Source organism: Azospirillum sp. A26, from assembly GCF_042604635.1.
GTDB classification, from domain to species: domain Bacteria; phylum Pseudomonadota; class Alphaproteobacteria; order Azospirillales; family Azospirillaceae; genus Azospirillum; species Azospirillum palustre.
The window spans coordinates 181181-205592 of sequence record NZ_CP170474.1 but is presented as its reverse complement, the minus strand read 5'-3'; the positions used below and the strand labels follow the sequence as shown (position 1 = coordinate 205592).

General features: G+C 67.8%; 24 protein-coding genes. 9 read left to right on the top strand and 15 right to left on the bottom strand.

All coding sequences use genetic code 11. The features are described from left to right. Positions 1-26: 26 nt before the first annotated feature. From ABNQ39_RS24670 to ABNQ39_RS24630, 9 genes are all read right to left on the bottom strand, one after another. Positions 27-1805, bottom strand: a complete 1779-nt coding sequence (locus ABNQ39_RS24670) for a chloride channel protein (RefSeq protein WP_376963031.1) — start codon at positions 1803-1805, stop codon at positions 27-29. 48 nt (positions 1806-1853) lie between these two features. Then, positions 1854-2777, bottom strand: a complete 924-nt coding sequence (locus tag ABNQ39_RS24665) for an aminotransferase class IV (protein ID WP_376963028.1) — start codon at positions 2775-2777, stop codon at positions 1854-1856. Between the two features lie 58 nt (positions 2778-2835). Beyond that, positions 2836-3630 carry an amino acid ABC transporter ATP-binding protein gene (locus ABNQ39_RS24660; RefSeq protein ID WP_376963025.1) on the bottom strand — a complete coding sequence of 265 codons (795 nt, stop codon included), beginning with the start codon at positions 3628-3630 and terminating at the stop codon, positions 2836-2838. A gap of 26 nt (positions 3631-3656) precedes the next feature. Beyond that, the gene (locus ABNQ39_RS24655) at positions 3657-4322 is read right to left on the bottom strand and encodes an amino acid ABC transporter permease (protein WP_376963023.1); all 666 of its coding nucleotides are present in this window, start codon (positions 4320-4322) and stop codon (positions 3657-3659) included. A 12-nt stretch (positions 4323-4334) separates the two neighbouring features. Then, entirely contained in the window at positions 4335-5000 is a 666-nt protein-coding gene (locus ABNQ39_RS24650) for an amino acid ABC transporter permease (protein ID WP_376963021.1), read from the bottom strand. Between the two features lie 180 nt (positions 5001-5180). Then, a complete protein-coding gene (locus ABNQ39_RS24645; protein ID WP_376963019.1) occupies positions 5181-6038 on the bottom strand; it encodes a transporter substrate-binding domain-containing protein in 858 nt (285 codons plus the stop codon). A gap of 44 nt (positions 6039-6082) precedes the next feature. Further along, positions 6083-6778, bottom strand: a complete 696-nt coding sequence (locus tag ABNQ39_RS24640; RefSeq protein WP_376963016.1) for a GntR family transcriptional regulator — start codon at positions 6776-6778, stop codon at positions 6083-6085. Positions 6779-6914: 136 nt separating this feature from the next. Beyond that, complete coding sequence (locus ABNQ39_RS24635) at positions 6915-8510, bottom strand: gamma-glutamyltransferase family protein (protein WP_376963013.1); 1596 nt, start codon at positions 8508-8510, stop codon at positions 6915-6917. Between the two features lie 121 nt (positions 8511-8631). Continuing rightward, positions 8632-9540: a LysR family transcriptional regulator gene (locus ABNQ39_RS24630; protein ID WP_376963010.1), complete on the bottom strand. Its 909-nt coding sequence runs from the start codon at positions 9538-9540 to the stop codon at positions 8632-8634. 164 nt (positions 9541-9704) lie between these two features. Here ABNQ39_RS24630 and ABNQ39_RS24625 point away from each other — a divergent pair, with 164 nt between their 5' ends. The 6 genes from ABNQ39_RS24625 to ABNQ39_RS24600 all read left to right on the top strand — a co-directional run bounded on the left by ABNQ39_RS24625 (position 9705) and on the right by ABNQ39_RS24600 (position 15488). After that, complete coding sequence (locus ABNQ39_RS24625) at positions 9705-10805, top strand: ABC transporter substrate-binding protein (protein ID WP_376963007.1); 1101 nt, start codon at positions 9705-9707, stop codon at positions 10803-10805. A 73-nt stretch (positions 10806-10878) separates the two neighbouring features. Further along, the gene (locus ABNQ39_RS24620) at positions 10879-11940 is read left to right on the top strand and encodes an ABC transporter ATP-binding protein (RefSeq protein ID WP_376963004.1); all 1062 of its coding nucleotides are present in this window, start codon (positions 10879-10881) and stop codon (positions 11938-11940) included. Next, a complete protein-coding gene (locus tag ABNQ39_RS24615; RefSeq protein ID WP_376963001.1) occupies positions 11937-12788 on the top strand; it encodes an ABC transporter permease in 852 nt (283 codons plus the stop codon). Before ABNQ39_RS24620 ends, ABNQ39_RS24615 begins: the two co-directional genes overlap by 4 nt. Continuing rightward, positions 12788-13585 carry an ABC transporter permease gene (locus ABNQ39_RS24610; RefSeq protein ID WP_376962998.1) on the top strand — a complete coding sequence of 266 codons (798 nt, stop codon included), beginning with the start codon at positions 12788-12790 and terminating at the stop codon, positions 13583-13585. The genes ABNQ39_RS24615 and ABNQ39_RS24610 overlap by 1 nt, the downstream gene beginning before the upstream one ends. A gap of 37 nt (positions 13586-13622) precedes the next feature. Further along, the gene (gene speB, locus ABNQ39_RS24605; RefSeq protein ID WP_376962995.1) at positions 13623-14675 is read left to right on the top strand and encodes an agmatinase; all 1053 of its coding nucleotides are present in this window, start codon (positions 13623-13625) and stop codon (positions 14673-14675) included. Positions 14676-14951: 276 nt separating this feature from the next. Continuing rightward, positions 14952-15488 (top strand): HD domain-containing protein, encoded by a 537-nt coding sequence (locus tag ABNQ39_RS24600; protein ID WP_376962992.1) that lies wholly within the window; start codon positions 14952-14954, stop codon positions 15486-15488. Between the two features lie 11 nt (positions 15489-15499). On the opposite strand, the gene ABNQ39_RS24595 is transcribed toward ABNQ39_RS24600, so the two are convergent. Next, the gene (locus tag ABNQ39_RS24595; RefSeq protein WP_376962989.1) at positions 15500-15877 is read right to left on the bottom strand and encodes a hypothetical protein; all 378 of its coding nucleotides are present in this window, start codon (positions 15875-15877) and stop codon (positions 15500-15502) included. Between the two features lie 278 nt (positions 15878-16155). Here ABNQ39_RS24595 and ABNQ39_RS24590 point away from each other — a divergent pair, with 278 nt between their 5' ends. Next, positions 16156-16653, top strand: coding sequence for a nuclear transport factor 2 family protein (locus ABNQ39_RS24590; protein ID WP_376962986.1), 498 nt, complete (start codon positions 16156-16158; stop codon positions 16651-16653). Positions 16654-16720: 67 nt separating this feature from the next. Here the strand turns inward: ABNQ39_RS24590 and ABNQ39_RS24585 are convergent, their stop codons facing one another. The 3 genes from ABNQ39_RS24585 to ABNQ39_RS24575 all read right to left on the bottom strand — a co-directional run bounded on the left by ABNQ39_RS24585 (position 16721) and on the right by ABNQ39_RS24575 (position 19495). Further along, positions 16721-17536, bottom strand: a complete 816-nt coding sequence (locus ABNQ39_RS24585) for a MetQ/NlpA family ABC transporter substrate-binding protein (protein WP_376962983.1) — start codon at positions 17534-17536, stop codon at positions 16721-16723. 84 nt (positions 17537-17620) lie between these two features. Beyond that, on the bottom strand, positions 17621-18058 hold the full coding sequence (locus ABNQ39_RS24580) for a hypothetical protein (RefSeq protein ID WP_376962980.1): 438 nt from the start codon (positions 18056-18058) through the stop codon (positions 17621-17623). 78 nt (positions 18059-18136) lie between these two features. Then, on the bottom strand, positions 18137-19495 hold the full coding sequence (locus ABNQ39_RS24575) for an Nramp family divalent metal transporter (RefSeq protein ID WP_376962977.1): 1359 nt from the start codon (positions 19493-19495) through the stop codon (positions 18137-18139). Between the two features lie 114 nt (positions 19496-19609). Between ABNQ39_RS24575 and mntR the strand changes: the two genes are divergently transcribed. Further along, a complete protein-coding gene (gene mntR / locus ABNQ39_RS24570) occupies positions 19610-20047 on the top strand; it encodes a manganese-binding transcriptional regulator MntR (RefSeq protein ID WP_376962974.1) in 438 nt (145 codons plus the stop codon). A gap of 6 nt (positions 20048-20053) precedes the next feature. On the opposite strand, the gene ABNQ39_RS24565 is transcribed toward mntR, so the two are convergent. Continuing rightward, the gene (locus ABNQ39_RS24565) at positions 20054-20686 is read right to left on the bottom strand and encodes a response regulator (protein WP_376962971.1); all 633 of its coding nucleotides are present in this window, start codon (positions 20684-20686) and stop codon (positions 20054-20056) included. Further along, complete coding sequence (locus ABNQ39_RS24560; protein ID WP_376962968.1) at positions 20683-22017, bottom strand: ATP-binding protein; 1335 nt, start codon at positions 22015-22017, stop codon at positions 20683-20685. Before ABNQ39_RS24560 ends, ABNQ39_RS24565 begins: the two co-directional genes overlap by 4 nt. Before the next feature lie 478 nt (positions 22018-22495). Between ABNQ39_RS24560 and ABNQ39_RS24555 the strand changes: the two genes are divergently transcribed. Further along, positions 22496-24412 carry a methanol/ethanol family PQQ-dependent dehydrogenase gene (locus tag ABNQ39_RS24555; RefSeq protein ID WP_376962965.1) on the top strand — a complete coding sequence of 639 codons (1917 nt, stop codon included), beginning with the start codon at positions 22496-22498 and terminating at the stop codon, positions 24410-24412.

Sequence of the window (24412 nt, the reverse complement as noted above, 5' to 3'; positions counted from 1 at the left end):
GCGGGCGTCCGGCTGCACCCTGCCCGTCACAGCAGGCCGCCCTCGCGCAGCCGCCCGTCCAGCTCCTCGTTGTAGCGCTTCAGCGCGTGCTGCTCGGTGAGCAGCCCGATCACCCGCATCCGGTCGGTGCCGTCCACCACCGCCAGCACGTCGCTCTCTGCCGTGGCGAAGCTCTTCATCGCCTCGCGGATGTTGACGTTGGGCAGCAGCATTTCAGTTTTGAGGCGGATGAGATCGGCAAGCTCGACCGTCTCCGCTGTCTCGCGGTGGGCGTCCGACACGAAGACGATTCCGGCATAGCGGTCGGACTGATCGACGACGATCACCCTCTGCGTCGCCCCCAGCGGGAAGGCGCGGCGGAACTGGGCGAGTGTCTGGTTGTCGCGGACGGTGCGGACGTCCTTGCGCATCATGCGCCCGACCGTCAGGTCGCGGATCCAGCCGACGTCGGCGGCGCTGCGGATCGACTCGCCGCGCAGATGGAAGCGCCAGGTGGCGAAGGAATAGCCGAAGACCCGCCGGACGGTGATCGACGACACCACCGCGGCGGCCAGAACCGCGATGGTCAGGGGCAGGCTGCCGGTGACCTCCAGGGCGAGGAAGGCCATGGTCAGCGGCGCGCCGAGCACCGCGGTGGCCATGGCGCACATGCCGACGATGCCGATCACCACCGCCGGGATGGTCAGCCCGACCGCCAGCATCCAGCCGATGGCGACCAGCTTGCCCAGCATCGCCCCCAGGAACAGCGAGGCGAAGAACAGGCCGCCGCGGAAGCCGGACCCGATGGAGACCGCCGAGGCCAGCGCCTTCAGCCCGATCAGCGCCAGCAGGACCGGGGCGGTGTAATAGGCGTTGAAGCCGATATGCAACGCGCCGTGGCCCGACGACAGCACCGCCGGCGTGGCAAGCGCCAGCAGCCCGATGCAGCATCCGCCGACGACCGGTCGGGCCCAGGCCGGAACGCGGCTTCGGTTGAAGACCACCTCCACCAGCGCGACCGTCCGCATCATGGCGATGCCGAGCAGGGCGCATAGCACGCCCATCAGGCAGACCAGCGCGTAATCGGCCGCCCCGAGACTGCCGGCGAAGCCGACCTGTAACGACGGCTGCGGCAGGATCAGCCGCATGACGCCGACCCCGGTCATGGCGGCGACGCCGACCGGGGCCAGGGTGGAGATCGAGTAGCTGGCGATCACCAGCTCGAAGGCATAGAAGGCGCCGGTCAGCGGCGCGTCGAAGGCCGCCGCGATTGCCGCGGCGGTGCCGCAGCCGACCAGCGTACGCAGATCGCCGCGCCGGACATGGAAGATGCGGCCGAGCTTCGATGCCACCATCGCGCCGGCCTGGGCATAGCCGGCCTCCATGCCGACCGAGGCGCCGAAGCCGTTGGACAGCATGGTTTGCAGGACCAGCAGCAGGCTGCCGTGGATGGGGATGCGCCCGCCATGCAGCGCGTTGGCCTCCACCGGATCGATGATCGACAGGCGGGGAAGCCGGGCGAGCAGCCAGCCGAGCCCCGCCATCAGGCCGCCCCCGGCGACCGGGACCAGCGCCGCCCGCCAGGGATCGACGGCGGCGGCCCCGCTGACGTCATGGCCCTCCACCGCGAACAGGACGTGATGGAGCGACTGCACCGCCGTGACGATGGCGGCGACCAAGCAGGCGGCGACGATGCCGATGCCGGCCGCCAGCACCGCCAGCCAGATCTCGTCGCCGCGCACGAAGGCGCGCAGCCAGGCCGGGGCCCTGATGCCCGGATCCTGCTGTTCCGGACGGGACAGCCTGGCTTTCAGCAATTGGAACATGCGACGGCGCGCCGCCTCCGGCGGTGGGACAGTGTGACGGCCCAGCCGTCAGCCGAGCATCGCCTGGGCATACAGCCCGGCGATGTGCGCGGTGACCGGCCCCGGCTTGCCGTCGCCGATCTGCCGGCCGTCGATCCGCACCACCGGCGTGATGCCGCCCAGCGTGCCGGTGACGAAGGCTTCGTCCGCACCATACACTTCCGCCAGGGTGAAGTCGTGCTCGCGCACCGTGCGGCCGTCCTTGCGGTAGAGATCGATGGTCTTGGCGCGGGTGATGCCCTTGAAGTTGAAACGGCCGGTTGAGGTCCAGAGTTCGCCCTTGCGGACGATAAAGAAGTTGGTCGAGTTGCAGCTCGCCACGAAACCGTGGGGATCGAGCATCAACGCCTCGTCGGCGCCGGCATTGATAGCCTGGATCAGCGCCTGGATGAAGTTGAGCCGGCTGTGCGAGTTGAGGCGCAGGTCGAAGACGTCGGGGCCGCTGCACCGGATGGTCGAGGTGAACAGCGTCAGTCCCTTGGCCTTCGATTCCGGCTTCGGCGCTTTGTATTCGGCGATGATGACGATGGTCGCCTGACCAAGGGCGAAGCGCGGATCCTGGTTTGGCGTCTTCTTGCGGCCGCGGGTGACCATCAGGCGGATGTGTGCGCCATCGGTCATGCCGTTGCGGTCCAGCGTGGCCTGGATCGCCGCGACCAGTTCCTCGCGCGTCATGCCGATGTCGAGCTGGATGGCATTGGCGCCCTCATAGAGCCGGTCCATATGGTCGTCCAGCGCCAGGATGCGGCCCCTGACCAGCCGCAACCCCTCCCACACCCCGTCGCCCAGCACGAAACCGGCGTCGAAAACCGAGACTTTCGCCTCGTCGCGCCGGAAGAACGCGCCGTTCACATAGATCAGCACCTCGTCGTTGCGGCTGTCGTCGACATAGCCCTGCGAACTCGTCTGGCTGACCGTGCTGTTGGAAACCATCGTATGGACCCTTTCCCGGCGGCCACCAGCGTTGCGCCGCCTGTTTTTACGGATGCTCTCAGAAGGAAAACTCGGTGAAACGCTCCAGGAAGGCGCGCGTGCGCTCCTGTCTGGGGTGCTTCAGCACCTCGTCCGGCGTCCCGACCTCGTGGAAGACGCCGTCGGCGAGGAAGATCACCTTGGTGGCGAAATGGTAGGCGAAGCCAAGCTCGTGGGTGACCAGCAGCATGGTCCGCCCTTCCTCCGCCAGTTGCCGGATGACGCGCAGTACCTCGCCCACCAGCTCGGGGTCGAGCGAGGAGGTCGGTTCGTCGAACAGCAGGATCTCCGGCTCCATGGCGAGCGCGCGGGCGATGGCCACCCGCTGCTGCTGGCCGCCGGACAGCCGTCCGGGATAGACGTCGGTCTTGCCGCCCAGCCCGACCTTGTCCAACTCGCGCAGCGCCCGCTCGCGCGCTTCCGCCTTCTTCATCCGCTTGACGGTGACCAGCCCTTCCATGGCGTTCTCCAGAACGGTCATGTGCGGGAACAGGTTGAACTGCTGGAACACCATGCCGACGCGCTCGCGGACCCGGCACAGCTCGCTTTCGGGATAGCGCACCTCGTCGGGCTTGCCGGCGGATGCGCGGCCCAGCGGCGTGCCGTCGAGCGCGATCCGGCCGGCGGTCGGCATCTCCATGAAATTGAGGCAACGTAGGAAGGTGCTCTTCCCCGATCCGCTGCCGCCGATGATGGCGACGCGCTCGCCGGCGGCCACGGAGAAATCGATCCCCTGCAGCACATGCAGCGTACCGAACCATTTGTGGAGGCCGGATACCTGGAGGATCGGCGCCGGCAGAGTGGAATCTGGCATGGAGGGAGTCTCCGCTTGCATGACGGTCAGCCCTTGCCGGCCATGCGGCGTTCGAGGGTCATCGACAGGAAGGTGGCCGGATAGATCAGGACGAAATAGACGACCGCCACGGTCGTGAGGATTTCGAAGGGACGGTAGTAGGTCGAACTCAGCAACCGGCCCTGATACATCAGCTCATGGACCGACAGCACGGAGGCCAGCGACGACATCTTTGCCACCTCCACCGCGCGGTTGGTGAAGGCCGGCAGCATCAGCTTGAAGACCTGCGGCAGGACGATCCGGCGCAGCACGTCGGCATGCCGCATGCCCAGCGCCTTGGCCCCCTCCCACTGGCCGCGGGCGATGGACTGGATGCCGCCGCGGAAGATCTCCGCCCCATAGGCCGAGGTGTTCAGTGCCAGCGCGAGCAGCGCCGCGGTGAAGGGCGACAACTGCACCCCGATCAGGATGGGGAAGGCGTAATAAAACCAGATCAGCTGGATCAGCACCGGCGTGTCGCGGAACAGCTCGATGTAGACGAGGCTGCCGCCGCGCAGCAGCCGGCTGCGCGACAGCCGGGCGAGCGCCAGGACGAGCCCGGCGGCCAGCCCAATGGCGAGGCTGGGCAGCCAAAGCTCCAGCGTCACCACGAAGCCGCGCATCAGGATCGGGAAGGTCTCCACCACCAGGGCGAAGTCGAAGGCGTAGTCCATCTGCCGTTCTCCTCAGCGGTAGGCGGTCAGCCGCGCTTCGGCGACCCGGGCCAGCGCGCTGCACGAGACCAGCAGCACGAGATAAAGCAGGGCGACGGTGGTGTAGACCTCCAGCGGTCGGAAGGTTTCGCTGTTCACCATCATCGCCTGATAGAGCAGCTCCCCATAGGCAAGCGTGGAGGCGAGCGCCGTGGTCTTGATCAGCTCGAAGGAGCGTTCGACGAAGGGAGCGACCATGCGCGTCGCCGCCTGCGGCACCACGATGCGCCGCATCAGCTGCGTGTGGGTCATGCCCAGCGCCTTGGCTCCTTCCCACTGGCCACGCTCGATGGAACGGATGCCGCCGCGGAACACCTCGGCATAGAAGGCGCCGGACTGGGTGGACAGGGCGAGCACGGCAGCGACCAGCGGATCGAGGCTGATGTTCAGCACCACCGGCAGGGCGTAGAAGAACCAGAAGAAATGCACGATGGGCGGCGTGTTGCGGTAGAACTCGACGAAGACCGCCGCCGGCAGGCGCAGAGACCGGCGCGGCGACAGCCGCAGCAAAGCCAGGACCAGCCCGACGAGGACGCCGAAGACGATGGCGATGGCAGCGATCTTCACCGTGTTGAGCAGACCGTCGAGCAGCAGCGGCCATCGCGTCAGGACCGGCGAGAAATCCCATTGGTAGCTCATGCGGCGTCCTTGTGGATGTCCTTCCGAGGCGACAGACGATGCGCGTCTCTCAGCCGTCATTCCCGCGAAGGCGGGGATCCAGCTATTTCAGCCGCTTGGCTGGGGAGTTTCCTGGATCCCCGCCTTCGCGGGGATGACGGTGGAGAGAGCTCGTCCCGGATTTGGCGAGTAGGTCGCCGCTCAGTGCCAGGCTTCCTTGATCAGGCCGGGAATCTTCGAGGCATCGACGTTCTTCGACTTCAGATAGCCGGCGAACAACTGGTCGGGGACGCCGTCGGCATAGAGCGTCTTCAGCTGTCCATCCAGCCAGTCGCGGAAGGCCGGGTTCTCCTCCTTGCGCAGGCCGACGCTGGTGGCCACCGGCTCCACCGGTTCGGGCAGGATGACCTTGCCCAGGCGCAGGCGGGTCTGCTGGACGACGAGCGCCGGGTGGAACTGGACGGCGACGTCGATGCGCTTGGCGGCAAAGGCGGCGATGGTCTCGTCGTTGTTGGAGAAGCGGTTGATCGCCGCCTGCTTCACCATCGCGGTCACGTTCTTGTCCAGCGAGGTGCCGAGCGTCACGCCGATGCGCAGGCCCGGCTTGTCGATGTCCGCCCAGCTCTTGATGGTGGAATCGCCGGCGACCAGCGCGCCCATGGCATAGTAGAACAGCGGGGCATCGGGGAAGTCGATGGCCTTGCGCCGCTCCTCGGTCGGGTCGAGGACGAACATCAGGTCGATCTGGTCGGCCTGGAGCGCGCCCACCGCGTTGGCCCAGGTCGTCTCTACCGGAACCAGCGTGGCGCCGAGGCTGGCGGCCAGCCGCTGCCCCATCGCCACACCGACGCCGGTCCAGGTCTCGGTCATCGGATCCTTGAAGAACCAGGGCTCGGCCGAGGTCACGCCGATGCGCAGGCGCTTGCTCTCCTTGACCCTGTCGAGCGTGGAGGGCGAGGCGGCGAATGCCGGCAGAGCCAACAGTCCGACGGCGCCAGCGGCGGCAGCAGCAAGGCCGAGCAGGGTCCTGCGGCCGATATTTCCCTGGTCGATGGTCATCTCAAAGCCTCCTCTGTCTGTTCGTCGTCTTTTTGTCGGTTCGGTCAGCGGCAGCCCCGCAGGAACTCTTCGGTCTGCCGGCCGCCACGGGCCATGTGGTCGGTGATTTCGGACTTCAGCGCGTCGAAATCGTCGGAGAGCGCCATCTCCACATAGCGGTCATGACCGTCGCGGCGCGGACCGCGGATGCCGTGCGCCCGGTGGTGTGCCGCCCAGTAAAGCTGCAAGCGCCCGCGGATGCTGTCCCAGGTCCGGATCAGCAGCTTGTGCCCGGTCGCCTCATAGACGAAGCCGTGCAGTTGCAGCTCGGCGACGATGCTGGCGGCATCGTCCTCGGCGTCAATGCAGGCGGTGAGCGCGTCGAGCCGGGCGACGAGGCCCTGGCGGAAGGATTGGTCGCGCCGTGCCCAGATCTGCTCGAAGGCGAAGATCTCCAGAGTGACGCGCATCGAATAGATCTCGCGCACGTCATCGACCGACAGCCCGACGACATGGGTGCCGGTGTAGGGCACGGCGATCAGCAGCCCCTCGTCGATCAGCTGCCGCATGGCTTCGCGCAAAGGTCCGCGGCTGACCCCGAACTGGTCGGCGAGCGTGGTCTCGACAAGCTGCGCCCCGGGCTCGATGTCGCCGTTCAGGATCGCGGCCCGCAGCCCGTCCGCGATGTGGGCGCGGAAGGTCGCTTTCGGCACGCGCGCCAGGACCGATCCCGCAGCCTTGCCCTTCGCTCCGTCAGCCATGCGCCCTCGCCGTAGACAGTCGATTGTTGACAATGTGAGCTGTATTGACGGACCTGTCAACGGTCATTGCTTCGTAGCCGAAGGACCATGGTGCGGCGATCATGGTCCTTTGCACGGCATCGCCGCCGGTGGCGCATCAGTAGCCCAGCGCGCACCCGTCCTTCCGGTGGTCGGAGCCGCCCAGCAGGGTTCCGCGCTCCCAGTCGATGGCGATGGCCTGGGCGCCGCCGATGGCTCCGGTGGGCGCCGTCACGGTGAAGCCACGGCGGGCCAGTTCCGCCCCCGCCCTGCTGCGGATGGCCGTCTCCGCCTCCACAGTGAGGGTGCCGGGCAGGGGGAACAGGCGCGGCAGGTCGATGGCGCTCTGAACGTCCAGCCTATGGTCGAACAGCTTCGACAGGAAATGGGCGTGGCCCATCGCTTGGTAATGCCCGCCCATGACGCCGAAGGTCAGGCTGACGCGCCCGTTCTCGCTGACCATGCCGGGAATGATGGTGTGCATCGGCCGCTTGCGCGGCGCCACCATGTTAGGATGCCCGTCGACCAGTGAAAAGCTCTGGCCCCGGTTGTGGAACAGCACACCGGAGCGCGGCGCCATCAGCCCGCTGCCGTAGGGATGGAAGATCGAGCTGATGAAGCTGACCGCCGTGCGCTGCTTGTCGACCACGGCGATGTAGACGGTGTCCTTGTGCTCGACAGCGTCGAACACTCTGCCGACCGCCAGCGCGCGGGCGGTGTCGATGCGGGCGGCCAGTTCGTCGGCCAGCGCATCGGACAGCAGATACTCGACCATCGACGGTCCGGTCCGTGCCGGATCGGCCAGGAAGGCGTCGCGCGCCGCATAGGCGAGCCGCGTCGCCTCGATCTCCACATGCAGGCCGTCGGGGTCGAGCGGATCGCCGGCTGGCTGGAAGCGCTTCAGGATGTTCAGGATCATCAGGGCGATGATGCCCTGTCCGTTCGGCGGGCATTCATGGATTGTGCGGCCGCGATAGTCGGTCCGGATCGGCGTCACATACTCGCCCCGGGCTTCGGCGAAATCCTCCAGGCTGTGGAAGCCGCCCGCCGCCCGCAGGCACTCCACCATGTCCTCGGCGACGGCGCCACGGTAGAAGGCGTCCGGCCCCTCGCGCCCGATGGCCTCCAGCGTGTCGGCCAGCAGCGGCTGGGTCTGGACAGTGCCGGCGGCGGGGGCCTGTCCGTCCACCAGGAAGGTGGCGGTGGCGGCCGGGTTCCGGCGGAGTAGATCGGTCTGCTGCGCGAGGTCGTGCGACACCCGCGGCGTTACGGCGTAGCCTTCGCGCGCCATGGCGATGGCCGGGGCGAAGATCTCGCCCAGGGGCAGGCGGCCATGGTCGGCGACCAGCCGCGCCCAGGCATCCACCGCACCCGGCACCGTGACCGCGTGGGGGGAATGGCGGTCGATGGCAGTGACGCCCGCCGCCCGCAGGCACTCCAGCGTCATCGCCGCCGGGGTGCGGCCGGAGCCGTTGTAGGCGCGGATGTCGGTCCCGCCCTGCGGAGCAACCATGGCGAAGCAGTCGCCGCCGATCCCGGTCGATCCGGCTTCGACCACGCTCTGGACCGTGCAGGCCGCCACCGCGGCATCGATTGCCGTGCCGCCGGCCTTGAGGATTTCGACCGCCGTCAGGGTTGCCGCCGGGTGCGAGGTGGCGGCCATGCCGTTGCGCCCCATGGCGAGCGACCGGCCCGGTTCTTCGAAGTTGCGCATGGTCTCCGTCGACTCCCCGATGTTGGCTTTTTGCGGTGAAGGGCCGGATGCGCGGGCATCCTCCACCGTTCACCCCAATGGTATACCAAATCCCACCATGACGAAGAGATCTGAAGGAGCATCAGCGGCTGGCGATCTCCTCCCGCGTCAGGGTCATGAACAGATCGACCACCGGCGTCCTGGCCCGCTCGCTGTGGACGGCGATCTGGAACGGCGAGTGATAGGACAGCACCCGTGGCAGCAGGGGGCGCAGCCGTCCGGCCTGGACGAAGGGGGCGGCGTAATGGTCGGGCAGATAGCCGAGATAGCGGCCGGACAGGATCAGCCGGGCGGCGCCCTCCATGTCGCCGACGGTCGCATGCGGGGCGCTGATGGCGAAGATCTTGATGTCGCGCGCCCCCCAATAGCTGCGGGCGACCAGCCGGTGACGGCGCACCTCGTCCAGATCGACCATGCTGTCCGGCCGATCGAACAGCGGATGACCGGCCCCGCAATAGAACAGGTTGGTTTCCGTGTAGAGGTCGATGTAGGAGAGGCCGGGCACGATCCGCGGAAAGCTGGCGATGGCGAGGTGAAGCTCGCCGCCGACCACGTCGCGCAGCAGCTCATTGGGCGGCCGGGTTGAGATGGACAGGTTGACCTCGGGGGCGGCGTCGGCGAAGCGGGTGATCACGCGCTCCAGCGGGAAATTGGCGTCGGTCAGCGTGTTGTCCACCAGCCCGATGCTGAGGGTGCCGGTCAGGCGGTCGCGCAGTCCCCGCACGCGGGCGCCGAACCGGTCCAGCGTGTCGAACACCCGCCGCAGCTCGTCATAGACCGCCTGCCCCTCCTCCGTCAGCTTGAAGCCGGAGCGGCCGCGCCGGCACAGCCGCACCCCCAGCCGCCCTTCCAGTTCGGCGAAATGGGTGGAGATGGTGGAAAGCGATAGGTTCAGTTCGCCTTGCGCCGCAGTAAAGCCGCCGGCCTCGACCACTGTCATGAACAGGCGAAAGAGCCGCAGATCGGCGGTCTCGATGGTCATCCGGCTCATGCGATCGGCAACCCTCCGGCCTGGATGGGGTTCGGGCCGGACTTACTTCGGCTCCTGTCGAAGTAAGATACAAAAAATTCCGGATGTGTGGGACCGCAAAGTCGCCGTCTACTTCCGTCATGCATTTCCATCGGGGCTGACCAACGGCGAGAGGGAGACACGCTATGACGATCGGCGCGGGACTGGGCAGGGGATTGGGCCGGCGGGCGGTGCTGGCGGGGGCGGGCGTGGCGGCCGCAGCGGCGGCGGTGGGGTTTCCCTCCATCGTCCGGGCACAATCGAAGTCGCTGAAAGTCGGGGTCTATGGCGGCTATTTCAAGGACAGCTTCGACAAGCACATCTTCCCGGACTTCACCAAGGCGACCGGCATCGCGGTGGAGGCGGTGGCCGAACCGACGGGCGAGGCGTGGCTGATCCAGCTTGAGCAGGCCGCCCGTGCGAAGCAGGCTCCGGCCGACGTGTCGATGATGTCCCAGGTGGCGATGCTGAAGGGCATGGCCGCAGAGCTGTGGGCGCCGCTCGATCCCGCCAGGCTGCCGAACGCCGCCAAGGTCAAGCCGGCGCTGATGAACAGGTATCCCGACGGCCGGCTGTCCGGCATCGGCGCGGTGTCCTGGTACATCACCCTGGTGACCAACACCAAGAGCTACCCCCAGGCTCCGGAAAGCTGGGCGGCGCTGTGGGACCCGACCAACAAGGACAAGCTCGGCCTGCTGGCGCTGGTCTCCAACTCTTTCCTGCTGGACGTGACCGCCGCCACCTTCTTCGGCGGCCCCAAGCATCTCGACAGCGAACAGGGCCAGTTGGAGTGTTTCAAGAAGCTGGCCGAGCTGAAGAACAATGTGAAGCTTTGGTACCGCGACGAGGCTCAGTTCGAAGCGGCGCTGAAGTCCGGCGAGGTCCCGATGGGGCAATATTACCACGACGTCACCGGGCTTGCCGCCGCCGACGGCCATCCGGTGCGCTCCACCTTCCCCAAGGAGGGCGGCATCCTCGATTCCGGCAGCTGGGCGGTGTCCAAGGCCTCCAAGGCCGCCGATCTGGCCCATGTTTTTATCGATTACATGTGCCAGCCGCAAATCCAGGCGCTGCTGTCGCGCAGGGTCGGCACTTCGCCGACCATCGACCGGTCGGCCACCGACCTGACGGACAAGGAGTTCGCCGCGGTCTCCTCCGATCTGGCGCCTATCGTTCCGCGCTATGACCTCTATGTGTCGAAGGCCGACTGGCTGAACCAGAAATGGACGGAAATGATCGTGGGCTGACCCGCGAGCGCCCTTCTTCCCCTTGTGCGGGGGGAAGGGCTCCGTCCTTTCCGAACGATCCGAAGGCCCGCCCATGTCCGCCCTCGTTCTCGACGGTCTCACCAAGCGTTACGGCAGCTTCACCGCAGTGCATGGGGCGAGCCTGCGCATCCCGCACGGTCAGTTCGTCTGCCTGCTGGGGCCGTCCGGCTGCGGCAAGACCACGCTGTTGCGGATGATTGCCGGGCTGGAGGAACCCTCTGGCGGCCAGCTGCTGATCGACGAGCGCGACATCACCGCGACCCCCGCCCACAAGCGGGATTTCGGCATGGTGTTCCAGTCGCTGGCCCTGTTCCCCCATCTCAGCGCCGGGGAGAACATCGCCTATCCCCTGCGCATCCGCGGCATTCCCGCTGAGGAGCGCCGCCGCAAAGCGGATGACCTGCTGGAGCTGGTGCGCCTGCCCGGCATGGCCGACCGGCCGGTGTCGCGGCTGTCGGGCGGCCAGCGCCAGCGCATCGCTATCGCCCGCGCCCTGGCGCTGGAGCCGAAGCTGTTCCTGCTGGACGAACCGCTGTCGGCGCTCGACGCCAAGCTCCGCGAGGCGATGCAGATCGAACTGAAGCAGCTTCAACGCCGGTTGGGTATCACCACCATCGTCGTCACCCACGACCAGCGCGAGGCGATGACCATGGCCGATCTGGTGGTGGTGATGTCGGAAGGGCGGATCCGTCAGGCCGCCCCGCCGATGGAGGTCTACCGCCGGCCCGCCGACGCCTTCGTCGCCGACTTCATCGGCATGACCAACCTGTTGGAAGGCGAGGTGACGGTCCCCGGCCGTGCCAGCGTGCCGGGGGGCGAACTGGCCCTGGCCGGACTGCCGCCGCACGGCCGCGCCCTGCTGTCGGTCAGGCCGGAGGAGGTGCTGCTGCATCCGGCGACCGCGCCCAATGGAGCGAACCGGCTGGCCGGGACCCTGTCCTTCGTCCGCGATCTCGGTGCCAGCGTCGAGTTCCGCATCGATGTCGCCGGGCGGGAGATCGTGGCTCTGACCCGGCCGCAGGATCGCCCGGCGGTCGAACCGGGTGCTGCCGTCATCGTCGAGATTCCGGCCGAGGCCTGTGTCGTCCTGCCGCCGGAGGGGAGGGTGTCATGATCCGCCGCGCCCCCCGCAGCCTGGGCGAGCACGCGCCGATCCTGTTTCCGGCGCTGATTCTGGTCGTCTTCTTCGTCATTCCCTTCGGCCTGATGATCGCGGTCAGCGTCGCCCGCCGGATTCCCGGCGGCTTCTACGAGCCCGATCTGGTGCTGGCCAATTACGAACGGTTCCTCAGCGCCTTCTTCGGCGGGGTCCTGTCCTTCTCGCTGGAACTGGCGGCACTGGTAGCGGTGGTGGCCGTCGGCATCGGCTTTCCCTTCACCTACCGGCTGGCGCGGCTGCCGCGGGCGGCCCAGGTGCGCTGGCTGGTCTTCCTGCTGTCGATCCTGTCGCTGTCTGAGGTGATCATCGGCTTTGCGTGGTCGACCCTGCTGTCGCGCACCGCCGGCATCACCAACCTGCTGGTGGCGGTCGGGCTGATGGCGGAGCCGCAATCGCTGTCGCCCAGCTTCGGCGGGCTGCTGGCCGGCATGGTCTATCAGGCCTTCCCCTACACGGTGCTGGTGCTCTATCCGGCGCTGGCCCGGCTCGACCCAGCGCTGGTTGAGGCGTCGCGGACGCTGGGGGCCTCGCCGCTCAAGGCCTTCTTCACCGTGGTGGTGCCGGCCCAGCGCAACACCATCGTGGCGACGTTGATCATGGCCTTCGTCTTCGCGTTGGGCAGCTACCTGCTGCCGCAGCTTCTTGGCCGGCCGCAGCACTGGACCCTGTCGGTGCTGATCACCGATCAGGCGATCTACCAGTCCAACATGCCGTTCGCGGCGGCGATGGCGGTCTTCCTGGTGCTGGTCAGTCTGGCGCTGGTCGGGCTGTCCCTGCTGTTCGGACGCAAGGAGGAGGCGTGATGCTGCGCTGGCTCAACAGCCTGATGGCCGGCCTGATCGGCCTCGTCCTGGCGGCGCCGATCCTGGTGGTGGCGGGGGTGTCGCTGAACGCCAAACGCTCGCTCGACTTTCCGCCCAAGGGGCTGTCGCTGTCCTGGTACGCCGAGATCTTCACCGATCCCGGCTGGCGCGGGGCGCTGGTCGCCAGCCTCGTGGTGGCGGCGTCCTCGGCGGCGCTGGCGGTTGCCATCGCCTTTCCGCTGGCGTGGTTCATCTGGCGCTGGCGCGCGCCCTGGGCGCGGGCGTTCGAGGTGCTGGGAATGGCCCCCTTCATCCTGCCGCCGGTCATCACCGCGCTGGGATTCCTCAGCTTCTGGTCCACCTTCGGACAGTATGGCGAGCCGTGGACGGTGGTGGTCAGCCACGCCGTCTTCTTCGTCACCCTGCCGCTGGTCACGCTGTCGCTGGGCTTCGGCGCGGTGGACCGCAGCTTTGTCGAGGCCGCCTCGACCATGGGGGCCGACGACCGCACCGTGCTGCGGACGGTGGTGATGCCGCTGGTGCGGCCATACATGATTTCGGGCTTCGCCTTCGCCTTCGTGCTGTCGCTCAACGAATACATCGTCGCCTACATGGTCGCTGGCTTCACGCTGGAAACGCTGCCGATCAAGATCTTCAACGCTCTGCGCTACGGCTACACGCCGACCATGGCCGCCGTCACCGTGCTGTTCGTGCTGCTGACCGCGGCCGTCTTCGGGCTGATCGCCCGCTTCGGCGACCTGCCGCGCCTGCTTGGCGCCTGGATACGGCAGGACTGACCGGCTCGACCGACCTTCCGACAGGAGATTTTTCGAAATGATCGATCCGAACAAGCTCAACCGCCTGCGCGAGAAATACAGCGGCAGCGGCGGCGCCGACATCCACTCTCCCGAGTTCCAGCGTGTCGCCGCCCTGCAATTCTCCGCCGGGGGGCGGCGGACCCAGCCCTTCGCCGGGGTCTCCACCCTGCTCGACGCGCCATACCGTCCGGACGCGCCCGAACTGCCCGATTTCGGCGGGCTGGAGGTTGCGCTGATCGGCGTGCCGATGGACCTGGGGGTGACCAACCGCGCCGGCGCCCGCTTCGGTCCGCGGGCGGTGCGGACCATCGAGCGGATCGGTCCTTACGAATATGTGCTGAAAATGGTGCCGTCGGCGGCCTGCCGGATGGCCGATGTCGGCGATGTGCCGCTGTCCAGCCGCTTCAACCTGGAGGCCTGCCATCACGACATCGAGGGCTTTTACAACAGGGTGATGGATGCCGGGGTGATCCCGCTGTCGGTCGGTGGCGACCATTCGATCAGCCAGTCGATCCTGAAGGCGGTGGGACGGGACCGGCCGGTCGGCATGATCCATTTCGATGCCCATTGCGACACCGGCGGCCCCTACGAAGGGTCCAAGTTTCACCATGGCGGCCCCTTCCGCCAAGCGGTGCTGGACGGCGTTCTCGACCCGGAGCGCACGGTGCAGATCGGCATCCGCGGCAGCACCGAGTTCCTCTGGGAGTTCTCCTACGAGTCCGGCATGACGGTGATCCATGCCGAGGAGGTGGCGCAGCGCGGCATCCCTGCGGTGATCGAACAGGCCCGCCGGGTGGTCGGCGACGGGCCGGTCTATGTCTCGTTCGACGTGGACTGCCTCGACCCGGTGTTCGCGCCGGGCACCGGCACGCCGGAGGTCGGCGGGCTGAGCACGCGGGAGGCCATCGAGCTTCTGCGCGGGCTGGCCGGGCTGAATGTCATTGGTGGCGACGTGGTGGAGGTGGCACCGCAGTACGATGCCAACACCACCACGGCGCAGGCCGGTGCGCAGATGCTGTTCGAAATCCTGTGCCTCGCCGTCAAGGCACTGGAGCAGCGGCGGGTCTGAGGCCGGCAGTCGAAGGTGCGCGTGTAGCTGGCGAAGGCGGTTTCCGCCTTGGTCGCCTAACCCCGGAGGTCAGACCGCGGCGATGTGCCGCCGGCCGAGGGCCTGGACTTCGGCCGCATGAGGGCGGAGCATCTCCTTACCCGGTTGCGAACATTCGGGGATCGGTCGCCGCCGCGCCTTCACCGCGGGCGCCGCCCGACCGGGCATCCTTGCGGACTGTCGCCGCCGGGACGGGCCATGGCTTCCGCCGCCCGCTCGCGGCGCGGAGGAGAGCACATGTCTATGGACAAGGAAGTGGTCATCGCGGCGCTGCGTTACGCGGCGGAACTGCATGACGGCACCTATCGGCCCGACCGGGCGCGCACGCCCTTCGTCTCGCATCTGTCGGAAACGGCGGAACTCGTGGCGCAGGCCGGCGGCACGTCCGCCGAGATCGCTGCGGCCTGGCTGCACGACGCGGTGGAGGATGGGCTGACCAACGTCGCCGATCTGGCCCAACGATTCGGGCAGGAGGTCGCCGACCTCGTCGCCGCGGTCAGCGATGCACCGGAGGATGTCGGCAAGGCAATTGCCGAGCGCAAGGCGATCCAGGCGGCCCGCCTCGCCGCCGCGCCCGAAGGGGCCAAGCGCATCAAGCTTGCCGAGCAGATCTCCATCCTGCAGGCGCTGGCGGTCGAACGCCCGCTGTCCTGGAGCGTCGAGCGGGCCGACGCCTATGTCCAGGGCTCCCGCCTCGTGGCGGAAGCATGTGCCGCCGCCAGCCCGCTGCTGGCCCAACGCTACGCCGCGGCGCTGGCCGGGGCGACGCATTGAGCGCGGCGCGGTCAGAGGGCTGAAGACCGCCAGAGCCAGACCAGACCGGCGACCGCACCCGCCGCCAGGAGTATCAGCACCAGAATGATGGCGAAGGCGGTGCGCCGGTCCTTCGCCGCGCGCTGCTCGGCCTCGCGCCGCTTCTTCAGCAGAAATTGCTGTTCCGGGCTGAGGAAGCGGCCGGCGGCGGAATCCGGCGTGGGCACGTAGCGCACCCGGCCGCGGCCCTTGGACGCCATGCCCGCGGTTGCCGCGGTCCCCCTGATGGCCGTCGTCAAGCCACCCTGGGACGGCCGTCCGGTGTTGACCGGCTCCCCTGCCGACCCGCGAACCGCGGTCGCCTGCCGGCCTTTGCGCTTGCGCGGCAGTTTTCGCCGTCTGGTCGTCATGCCCCTCTCCCCGCTTTCAAATCCGTCTCCGCGGCCGGGAGCATAGCCGCCTGCCCGGTCCGGCGCAGCCAATCACAAGATGATCTCCGGAAAGTCACATAGCCCATGCGGATGGGGGCATGCCAACCGGAAATCCACTTGGCGGCCGATCCGGTCCTCTGCGGCGAACCGGCGCACACCCCAACGGTTTGTGGCACTGACGTGGATACTAGTATATCACATTGAGAGCCCGCCAGCGTTCCGGGTGGGCGTGACTGCAATCAATCGGGAGGGTCACCATGCTCAAGAAGACTGCGTTCAAATCCGGCCACATCCGCTCGCGCCGCACTCTGCTCGCTGCCGCCGCCGCCGGGCTGGCGATGCCCGCCGCCATCGCACCGCTGGGCGGCGCGTTTGCCGCCGATGACGACCAGCAGGCGGTGGCGAAGGCGGTGAACGGGCTTCGCGACGCCATGCTGGCGGGCGACGGTGCCACGCTGCGGGCGATGACGATGGACCAGCTGACCTACGGCCATTCGAACAGCAGGCTGGAGGACAAGGCCGCCTTCGTCGGCAGCCTCGACGGCAAGAACGCCTTCAAGGCGCTGGACCTCAGCGACCATGCGATCCAGGTGGTCGGCGACATCGCGGTCGCCCGCCACACCTTCGATTCGGTCAACAACCTGCCGGACGGCAAGACCAACACCGCCCACATCAAGGTGCTGCAGGTCTGGAAGAAGGTCGACGGAGCCTGGAAGCTGCTTGCCCGTCAGGCCTCTCCGCTTCCGGCCGCTTAGTAGGGCGCCCAAACGGGGGCTTCTGCCGCCTCCCACCCGCAAAGGTGGGGAGGCGGCAGTGCATCGGTCACCAGGCCGGCAGGATCGCGCCCTTGAACCGGGTCTCCAGGAAGTCGCGGACCTCCTTGGACTGGAAGGACTCGACCAGCGTCTTCAGGGCGGGACGGTCCTTGTCCTTCTCCCGCGCGGCGATGAAGTTGCCGTAGGGGTTGCCTTCGCGCGGCTCCTGGATCAGCGCGTCCTTCGACGGAGTCAGGCCGGAATTCACCGCATAGTCGGTGTTGATGATCGCGGCGTCGAAGTCCTCCAGGGCGCGCGGCAACTGCGCTGCCTCCAGTTCCACCAGCTTGAGCTTCTTCGGATTCTCGGCGATGTCGAGGATGCTCGGCGACAGGCCCTTGCCGGGCGCCAGCGTGATCAGGCCGTTGGCCGCCAGCAGGTTCAGCGCACGGCCGCCGTTGCTGGGGTCGTTCGGAATGCCGATGCTGGAGCCGGGCTTCAGGTCGCCGGCGGATTTGATCTTGCGAGAATAGAGCCCCATCGGTTCGACGATGGTGAAGCCGATGGGCACGATCTTATAGCCGCGGGCGGCGATCTGGGCCTCCAGATAGGGCTTGTGCTGGAAGGCGTTGGCATCGAGGTCGCCGGCATCCAGCGCCGCATTGGGGATGTTGTAGTCGGAGAAGGTGATCAGTTCGACGGTCAGACCCTTGCCTGCCGCCACCGTCTTCGCCACCTCGGCGATCTCCTCCTCCGCACCGCCCATGACGCCGAGCTTCACGGTCTCTGCCGCTGCTTCGGCGACCTGGGCGGCGAAGAGGGCCAGCGCAATGCCGCCGGCCAGTCCGGCCCGGCGCAGCCATGACGTTGTTTTGCCTTGCATGTCGACTCCTTCATTTCTGGCTCGGCGGCCCCCGGTCGTCGACGGGGTGCCGAGAGGCCGCCAGATAGCCCGACCGGCCGGCGCCTAGCGCATGCAATTTCCGACGATCTGGTAACACAGCGTGGGATCGCGCCTGTCGTTGTAGCGCACCGCGGTAACCCGGCCGCCACGCAGCTCGAAGGTCGCTTCGCAACTGTAGGTCCGGGACCACGTCGTCACGTCGGGCTGCCACAGCAGCGGCCCACGCGGGCCGAGCCAGGGGCTGGGCTCCCAATCCACGTCGCGGTCGACCAGGGTCTGCCGGCGTGTGTAGACCAGATACTCCGCATCGCCGTTGACGGCGGAGCGTTCCGGCACGCCGGCGCAGGACAGCAAGCCGCCCTTGCTCATCCCGACCATCGCCTCCGGCGCTCGCAGCGCCAGTTCGGCCTGCGGGTTGGCGCAGGAGGCTGACAGCAGGGTGGCGGCGGCAAGAAGGCCGCCGCGCCAAGCCAACATCATTCGCTGACGGCCGATGGTCATGTCCGATCCTCCGCGGCGATGCGCAACCGTTTGGGACGGTCTTTCACATAACGTGTCCCGCCCGATGCACAACAGCGCTCAGCCCAGAACGGTGTCGTACAGCAGCTTCAGATTCAGAACGACGATCAGGCCGGCGACGACCCAGGACAGCCCGGCGACCCAGCCGGGCACGACGAAGCGGCCCATCTTGCCGCGGTCGGTGACGAAGCGGACCAGCGGGATCACCGCGAAGGGAAGCTGCATCGACAGCACGACCTGGCTGAACACCAGCAACTGGGCCGTGCCGCTTTCGCCGTAGAGCGCCGTCACCACCACCACCGGGATGATGGCGAGGCCGCGGGTCAGCAGCCGGCGCATCCAGTGCGGCAGCCGCAGCCGCAGGAAGCCTTCCATCACGATCTGCCCGGCCAGCGTCGCCGTGACGGTGGAATTGAGGCCCGACGCCAGCAGCGCCACCGCGAACAGGGTCGACGCGATGCCCAGGCCGAGCAGGGGCGACAGCAGTTCGAATGCCTCGCCGATCTCCGCCACCTCGGTATGGCCGCTGCCGTGGAAGACGCTGGCCGCCAGGATCAGGATCGCCGCGTTGACGAACAGAGCCAGCATCAGCGCAATGGTGCTGTCGACGGTGGCCCAGGTGATGGCGTCGCGCCGCCCCTCGTCCGTGCGCGGATAGGCCCGCGTCTGCACGATGGAGGAATGAAGGTAAAGATTGTGCGGCATCACCGTCGCCCCCAGGATGCCGATGGCGACATAGAGCATGCCGGGGTTGGTCACCACCTGGGTCGTCGGGACGAAGCCATGCAGCACGGCGGCCACCGGCGGGGCTGCCGCGATGATCTGCACCAGAAAGCAGCCGGCGATGACCGTCAGCAGGGCCACCACGAAGGCCTCCAGATAGCGGAAGCCCCGCTGCATCAGCAGCAGCACCAGAAAGGCATCGAGCGCGGTGATCAGCGCGCCGCCGATCAGCGGGATGCCGAACAGCAGGTTCAGCGCGATGGCGGTGCCGATGACCTCGGCAAGGTCGCAGGCGATGATCGCCGCCTCGCACGCCACCCACAGCATCAAATTGACCGGGCGCGGGTAATGGTCACGGCAGGCCTGCGCCAGATCGCGCCCGGTGACGATGCCCAGCCGGGCCGACAGCGATTGCAGCAGGATCGCCATCAGGTTCGACAGCATGATGACCGACAGCAGCGTATAGCCGAACTGCGACCCGCCGGCGAGGTCGGTCGCCCAGTTGCCGGGGTCCATGTAGCCGACCGACACCATATAGCCCGGCCCGGCGAAGGCCAGCAGCCGGCGCAGCCACAGGCCGCCCTGCGGCACCGCGACGGAGGCATGGACCTCCGGCAGGCTCGGCCGGACTTCCCCGTCCGGGCTGGCATATCTCCAGGCCCGGTGCGGCGGCACGGCGGCTTCGGCTTCCGACATCGGCGTGACTCCCGGCCAGGATGCGAACTGGTATCAATCAAGTATGTACCGGGACAACGAGCATGCAAGATGCTATACTTTCAGCATCCGAACATTTTTCCGGGCGGGTGGGGCGTGACTGACAGCGATGCGGACCTTCCCGATGCCGAACTCCATGCCGAGGGCTTCCGCAAGACGCGGGAGGCCCAGCGGACCGCCTTGGCCGAGGATTACGTGGAGTTGATCGCCGACCTGATCGAAAGCGGGCAGGAGGCGCGGCAGGTCGATATCGCCGCAAGGCTGGGGGTGGCGCAGCCCACCGTCGCCCGCATGCTGGACCGGCTTGCGGCCGACGGGCTGGTCTATCGCAAGCCTTACCGGGCGGTGTTCCTGACCGATGCCGGCCGGCGGATCGCCGAGGAAAGCCGGGAGCGGCATCGGACGGTGGTGGCCTTCCTCCGCTCCCTCGGCGTCAGCGCCGACACGGCGCGCATCGATGCCGAGGGCATCGAGCACCATGTCAGCGCCGAGACGCTGGAGGCCTTCCGCCGCGCGCTGGCCCAGGGCGGCTGACGCTCTTCAGTCGGCGAGACCGTTGTCGATGGCGATGCGGATCAGGGCGCGGGCGCTGTCGGCACCCAGCTTGTCCTTGATCTGGGTGCACGTATTGGCCACCGTCTTCTGGCTGATCCCCAGCCGTTCCGCGATGGCCGCCGCGGTCATCCCACGTCCGACCAGGGCCAGGATTTCCCGCTCCCGCTGGGTCAAGGCGGCCAGCGGATCGGACGGCGGCGACAGGCTCATCAATGCCAGATCGCGGGCGAGCCCGCTGTCCAGATGGATGCGTCCGGCCAGCACCGTGCCGATGGCGGAGGCTAGGCTGTCCGGCGCATCGTTCTTGGTGACATAGCCGCGGGCGCCGGCCTTCAGCGCGCGGGCAGCGATGGCCGGATCCTCATGCATGCTGAAAATCAGGACGGGCACCGCTGGGTTTTCCTCGCGGATGGTGCGCAGCACGGCCATGCCGCCGCCGTCGCCCGGAATATTGAGGTCGAGGACGACGACGTCCGGCCGTTCGGACCGCCACAGATCGAGCGCGCTGCCGACATCCTCCGCCTCCACCACGCGGCCGAGCGCCGCTTCGGCCAGCAGGCGCTGGCAGCCGGCCCGGACGATGGGATGGTCGTCGACCAGAAGAATGGTGTGGGTCACGCCATGCGCTCCAATGCTGCCGGCGTAGATGGCGGCAGGGCAGGCCGGGGCAGGTGGGCCGACACACGGGTGCCGCCGCCGGCCGCGGTTCCGACCGACAGGCTGCCGCCCAGAGTGTGCACCCGTTCCGCCATGCCGGAAATCCCGAAGCCGCTCCTTGCCGGTTCGTCGCCATCCGGCAGGCCGGGTCCGTCATCGGCGACGACGATCTCCACCGCCTCGGGATCGACCCGGAGGGTGACGGCGACCGCCGACGGTTTGGCATGGCGAAAGGCGTTGAGCAACGATTCCTGCACCAGCCGGTAGACGGTCAGCCGCAGCACGTCGTCGCAGCCATCCAGCTCCGCCACCGCTGCGGCCGGCTCGATGGCGAGGGTCAGCGCGACGTCGGGCTGGCGCCGCATCCAATCGCCGGCCAATTCGGCCAGCGCCTCGCTCAGCGGCAACTGGTCCAGCAGGGCGGGGCGCAGGCGGGTCAGGAGGCGGCGGCTCAGCCGGTGGACCTCCGCCGCGGTATCCAGGATCTTGCCGGCGCGCTCGGCCGCTTCATTGGTGGTGTCCCCATCGGCTCCACCCTCCCGCAGGCGCAGGATGCGGCCGGCATCCACCTTGATCGCGAAGAGGGCGGCGCCGAGTTCGTCATGGATTTCCCGGGCGACCTCCCGCCTTTCGGCATCCTGCGCCGCGACGATGCGCTGGCCGGCCCGCCGGTTCTCCGCCTCCGCCGCTGCCAGCCCATGGGCCAGCGCGGCGATTCCGGTCCCCAGCCGGTCGAGTTCGGGAACGCCGCGGCCATCGAAGGAAAAAGCGTAATTGCCGGCGCGCAGCCTTTCCACCCCGGCTTCCAGCCGCGCCAGCGGGACCAGGGCGCGTCCGACCGCCAGATAGGCGGCTCCCATCAGCAGCAGCCCGACCGTCAGCGTTGCGGCGGCGAGATCGGTCATGTCCTCCCAGACCTCGGCGATCTCGTCCCAGGGTTCGGCAACGATGCGCAGCTTGCCGGCCGCCAACTGCCGTTCCTGCAAATCCACGCCGATCAGCGCGGCAAACCAGTCCGGTGCGCGCCGGTCCGCCGGTTCCGGCCTCGGCAGGCCGTCGGCCCCGATGAAGCGCAGGTGTCGCAGCCCCAGCCCGTTCAGCATGGCGATGCCGCCGGGGAGATCGCCGCGCTCCGCTACCGCGAGGCTCAGCGCGCCGCCCAGTTCGAGGGCGGAGGCCATTTCCGCGCGGACGGCATCGCGGGCATTGGCGACCATCACCGCCCCGCCGGCGGTTGCCATCAGCAGAAGGAAAAGCCCGATCAAGGCCAGGATGCGCATCCTCAGCGACACCGGCGTCCACTCCGAAATACGACCATCGACGGAATGCTAACCCATCCATCGGTTCGGTCGCCATCCGCCCTTCGCACAATCGAGCCGCAGTGCGGATGCCGATCCTGGCCGTGTACGGCATCGAACGGGAAAAAATCCCGGCCGATCCGGGATGTCGTCATGGGATCTGGTCAAGAAATTCTTCCCCGGATTGTCGAATGGAACCATGGCTCCGTCCGGGAGACTATTGGAGCCGGCAAGACATGGTGCTGTGCGCCGGGCGGGATGCACAGGCCGGCCTGAAAAGGGTCCTGCCATTCAGAAAGCAACGGCTTTCTGGCGCGACATCGTCACGCTCGGCTCGATCCCGCCACCGGGGGCGGCAAAGCCTCCCGCCGTCCGCAGGAACGGGATCGAGCCGGCGTGACGCCATCGCCGGCACGGCCTTGCAGGCCGTGTTCGCAACTGCCGCTTCGCGGCCAATCATCGGGGGAAACGCATGACACTTTCGTCCTACAGCACGAGTGCGGCCGTCACCGGCGGTAAGCCATGCCGCCGCTTCCGCGGGACCTGTCTGGCCGGGATCGCGGCCGTGGCCGCCGCGCTGTTCCTGGCCGCGGCGCCTGCCGGTCCGGCGCTGGCCTCCGAGGTCACTTGGGATGCCATCGCCAACGATGCGAAGAATCCCGGCGACGTGCTGATGTACGGGATGGGGGTGGAAGGCAAGCGTTTCAGCACCCTGAAGCAGATCGACACCGAAAGCGTGTCGCGTCTGGTCCCCGCCTGGTCCTTCTCCTTTGGCGACGAGAAGCAGCGCGGGCAGGAAACCCAGGCGCTGGTCCATGACGGGGTGATCTACGTCACCGGCTCCTACTCGCGGATGTTCGCGCTGGACGCCAAGACCGGCAAGCGGCTGTGGAGCTATTCCCACCGGCTGCCCGACGACATCCGGCCCTGCTGCGACGTGGTCAACCGCGGTGCCGCGATCTATGGCGACAAGGTCTTCTTCGGCACGCTCGACGCCTCCGTCGTCGCGCTGAACAAGGACACCGGCAAGGTCGTCTGGAAGAAGAAGTTCGCCGATCACAAGGTCGGCTATACCATGACCGGCGCGCCGACCATCGTGAAGGACCAGAAGACCGGCAAGGTTCTGCTGATCCACGGGTCGTCGGGCGACGAGTTCGGCGTGGTCGGGCGGCTGTTCGCCCGCGATCCCGACACCGGCGACGAGATCTGGATGCGTCCGCTGGTCGAGGGCCATATGGGCCGGCTGAACGGCAAGGACAGCACGCCGACCGGCAGCGACAAGGCCCCCTCCTGGCCGCGCGACAAGGACGGCAATCTGGTGGAGGCGTGGAACCACGGCGGCGGCGCGCCCTGGCAGAGCGCCACCTTCGACGTGGAGACCAACACCATCGTCATCGGCACCGGCAACCCGGCGCCCTGGAACGGCTGGGCGCGCTGGCCGGGAGACAGCCTCTACACCTCCGGTCAGGCCTATGTCGACCCGACCACCGGCGAGCTGAAGGGCTTCTACCAGCACACGCCGAACGACACCTGGGACTTCTCCGGCAACAACGAGCTGGTGCTGTTCGACTACACCGACGCGTCGGGCAAGACGGTGAAGGCGACGGCGCATGCCGACCGCAACGGCTTCTTCTACGTCACCGACCGGACCAAGCTGGCGACGGCCGGCGGCGAGGCGAACAAGCCCAACAGCGTGCTGGCGGCCTATCCCTTCGTCGACGGCATCACCTGGGCCAAGGGCATCGACCTGAAGACCGGCCGTCCGATCGAGAATGAGGGCCAGCGCCCGCCGCTGCCGGCCGAAGGCGAGAAGCGCGGCAAGCCGGTCGAGGTGTCGCCGCCGTTCCTGGGCGGCAAGAACTGGAACCCGATGTCCTACAGCGAGGATACCAAGCTGTTCTACATCGCCGCCAACCATTGGAAGGAGGATTACTGGACCGAACATGTCGGCTATAACCCCGGCTCGGCCTATCTCGGCATGGGGTTCCGCATCCACAAGATGTTCGACGACCATGTCGGCAGCCTGCGGGCGCTGGATCCGAAGACCGGCAAGATCGTCTGGGAGCATAAGGAGGAACTGCCGTTGTGGGCCGGCACGCTGGCGACCGCCGGCAATCTGGTCTTCACCGGCACCGGCGACGGCTTCGTCAAGGCCTTCGACGCCAAGAGCGGCCAGGAGCTGTGGCACTTCCAGACCGGGTCGGGAATCGTCTCCTCCCCGATCACCTGGGAGCAGGACGGGGTGCAGTATGTCGGCATCACCACCGGCTATGGCGGCGCGGTGCCGCTGTGGGGCGGCGACTTGGCCGATCTGACCACCCGCGTGACCCAGGGCGGTTCCTTCTGGGTGTTCAAGCTGGCCGACGTGAAGGTCTCCAGCAGCAAGTGA

What these genes read in the sequence shown, in the direction of transcription:
- ABNQ39_RS24670 (WP_376963031.1), bottom strand. Translation starts at nt 1,805, where the DNA reads ATGTTCCAATTGCTGAAAGCCAGGCTGTCCCGTCCGGAACAGCAGGAT.
- ABNQ39_RS24665 (WP_376963028.1), bottom strand. Translation starts at nt 2,777, where the DNA reads ATGGTTTCCAACAGCACGGTCAGCCAGACGAGTTCGCAGGGCTATGTC.
- ABNQ39_RS24660 (WP_376963025.1), bottom strand. Translation starts at nt 3,630, where the DNA reads ATGCCAGATTCCACTCTGCCGGCGCCGATCCTCCAGGTATCCGGCCTC.
- ABNQ39_RS24655 (WP_376963023.1), bottom strand. Translation starts at nt 4,322, where the DNA reads ATGGACTACGCCTTCGACTTCGCCCTGGTGGTGGAGACCTTCCCGATC.
- ABNQ39_RS24650 (WP_376963021.1), bottom strand. Translation starts at nt 5,000, where the DNA reads ATGAGCTACCAATGGGATTTCTCGCCGGTCCTGACGCGATGGCCGCTG.
- ABNQ39_RS24645 (WP_376963019.1), bottom strand. Translation starts at nt 6,038, where the DNA reads ATGACCATCGACCAGGGAAATATCGGCCGCAGGACCCTGCTCGGCCTT.
- ABNQ39_RS24640 (WP_376963016.1), bottom strand. Translation starts at nt 6,778, where the DNA reads ATGGCTGACGGAGCGAAGGGCAAGGCTGCGGGATCGGTCCTGGCGCGC.
- ABNQ39_RS24635 (WP_376963013.1), bottom strand. Translation starts at nt 8,510, where the DNA reads ATGCGCAACTTCGAAGAACCGGGCCGGTCGCTCGCCATGGGGCGCAAC.
- ABNQ39_RS24630 (WP_376963010.1), bottom strand. Translation starts at nt 9,540, where the DNA reads ATGAGCCGGATGACCATCGAGACCGCCGATCTGCGGCTCTTTCGCCTG.
- ABNQ39_RS24625 (WP_376963007.1), top strand. Translation starts at nt 9,705, where the DNA reads ATGACGATCGGCGCGGGACTGGGCAGGGGATTGGGCCGGCGGGCGGTG.
- ABNQ39_RS24620 (WP_376963004.1), top strand. Translation starts at nt 10,879, where the DNA reads ATGTCCGCCCTCGTTCTCGACGGTCTCACCAAGCGTTACGGCAGCTTC.
- ABNQ39_RS24615 (WP_376963001.1), top strand. Translation starts at nt 11,937, where the DNA reads ATGATCCGCCGCGCCCCCCGCAGCCTGGGCGAGCACGCGCCGATCCTG.
- ABNQ39_RS24610 (WP_376962998.1), top strand. Translation starts at nt 12,788, where the DNA reads ATGCTGCGCTGGCTCAACAGCCTGATGGCCGGCCTGATCGGCCTCGTC.
- speB (WP_376962995.1), top strand. Translation starts at nt 13,623, where the DNA reads ATGATCGATCCGAACAAGCTCAACCGCCTGCGCGAGAAATACAGCGGC.
- ABNQ39_RS24600 (WP_376962992.1), top strand. Translation starts at nt 14,952, where the DNA reads ATGTCTATGGACAAGGAAGTGGTCATCGCGGCGCTGCGTTACGCGGCG.
- ABNQ39_RS24595 (WP_376962989.1), bottom strand. Translation starts at nt 15,877, where the DNA reads ATGACGACCAGACGGCGAAAACTGCCGCGCAAGCGCAAAGGCCGGCAG.
- ABNQ39_RS24590 (WP_376962986.1), top strand. Translation starts at nt 16,156, where the DNA reads ATGCTCAAGAAGACTGCGTTCAAATCCGGCCACATCCGCTCGCGCCGC.
- ABNQ39_RS24585 (WP_376962983.1), bottom strand. Translation starts at nt 17,536, where the DNA reads ATGCAAGGCAAAACAACGTCATGGCTGCGCCGGGCCGGACTGGCCGGC.
- ABNQ39_RS24580 (WP_376962980.1), bottom strand. Translation starts at nt 18,058, where the DNA reads ATGACCATCGGCCGTCAGCGAATGATGTTGGCTTGGCGCGGCGGCCTT.
- ABNQ39_RS24575 (WP_376962977.1), bottom strand. Translation starts at nt 19,495, where the DNA reads ATGTCGGAAGCCGAAGCCGCCGTGCCGCCGCACCGGGCCTGGAGATAT.
- ABNQ39_RS24555 (WP_376962965.1), top strand. Translation starts at nt 22,496, where the DNA reads ATGACACTTTCGTCCTACAGCACGAGTGCGGCCGTCACCGGCGGTAAG.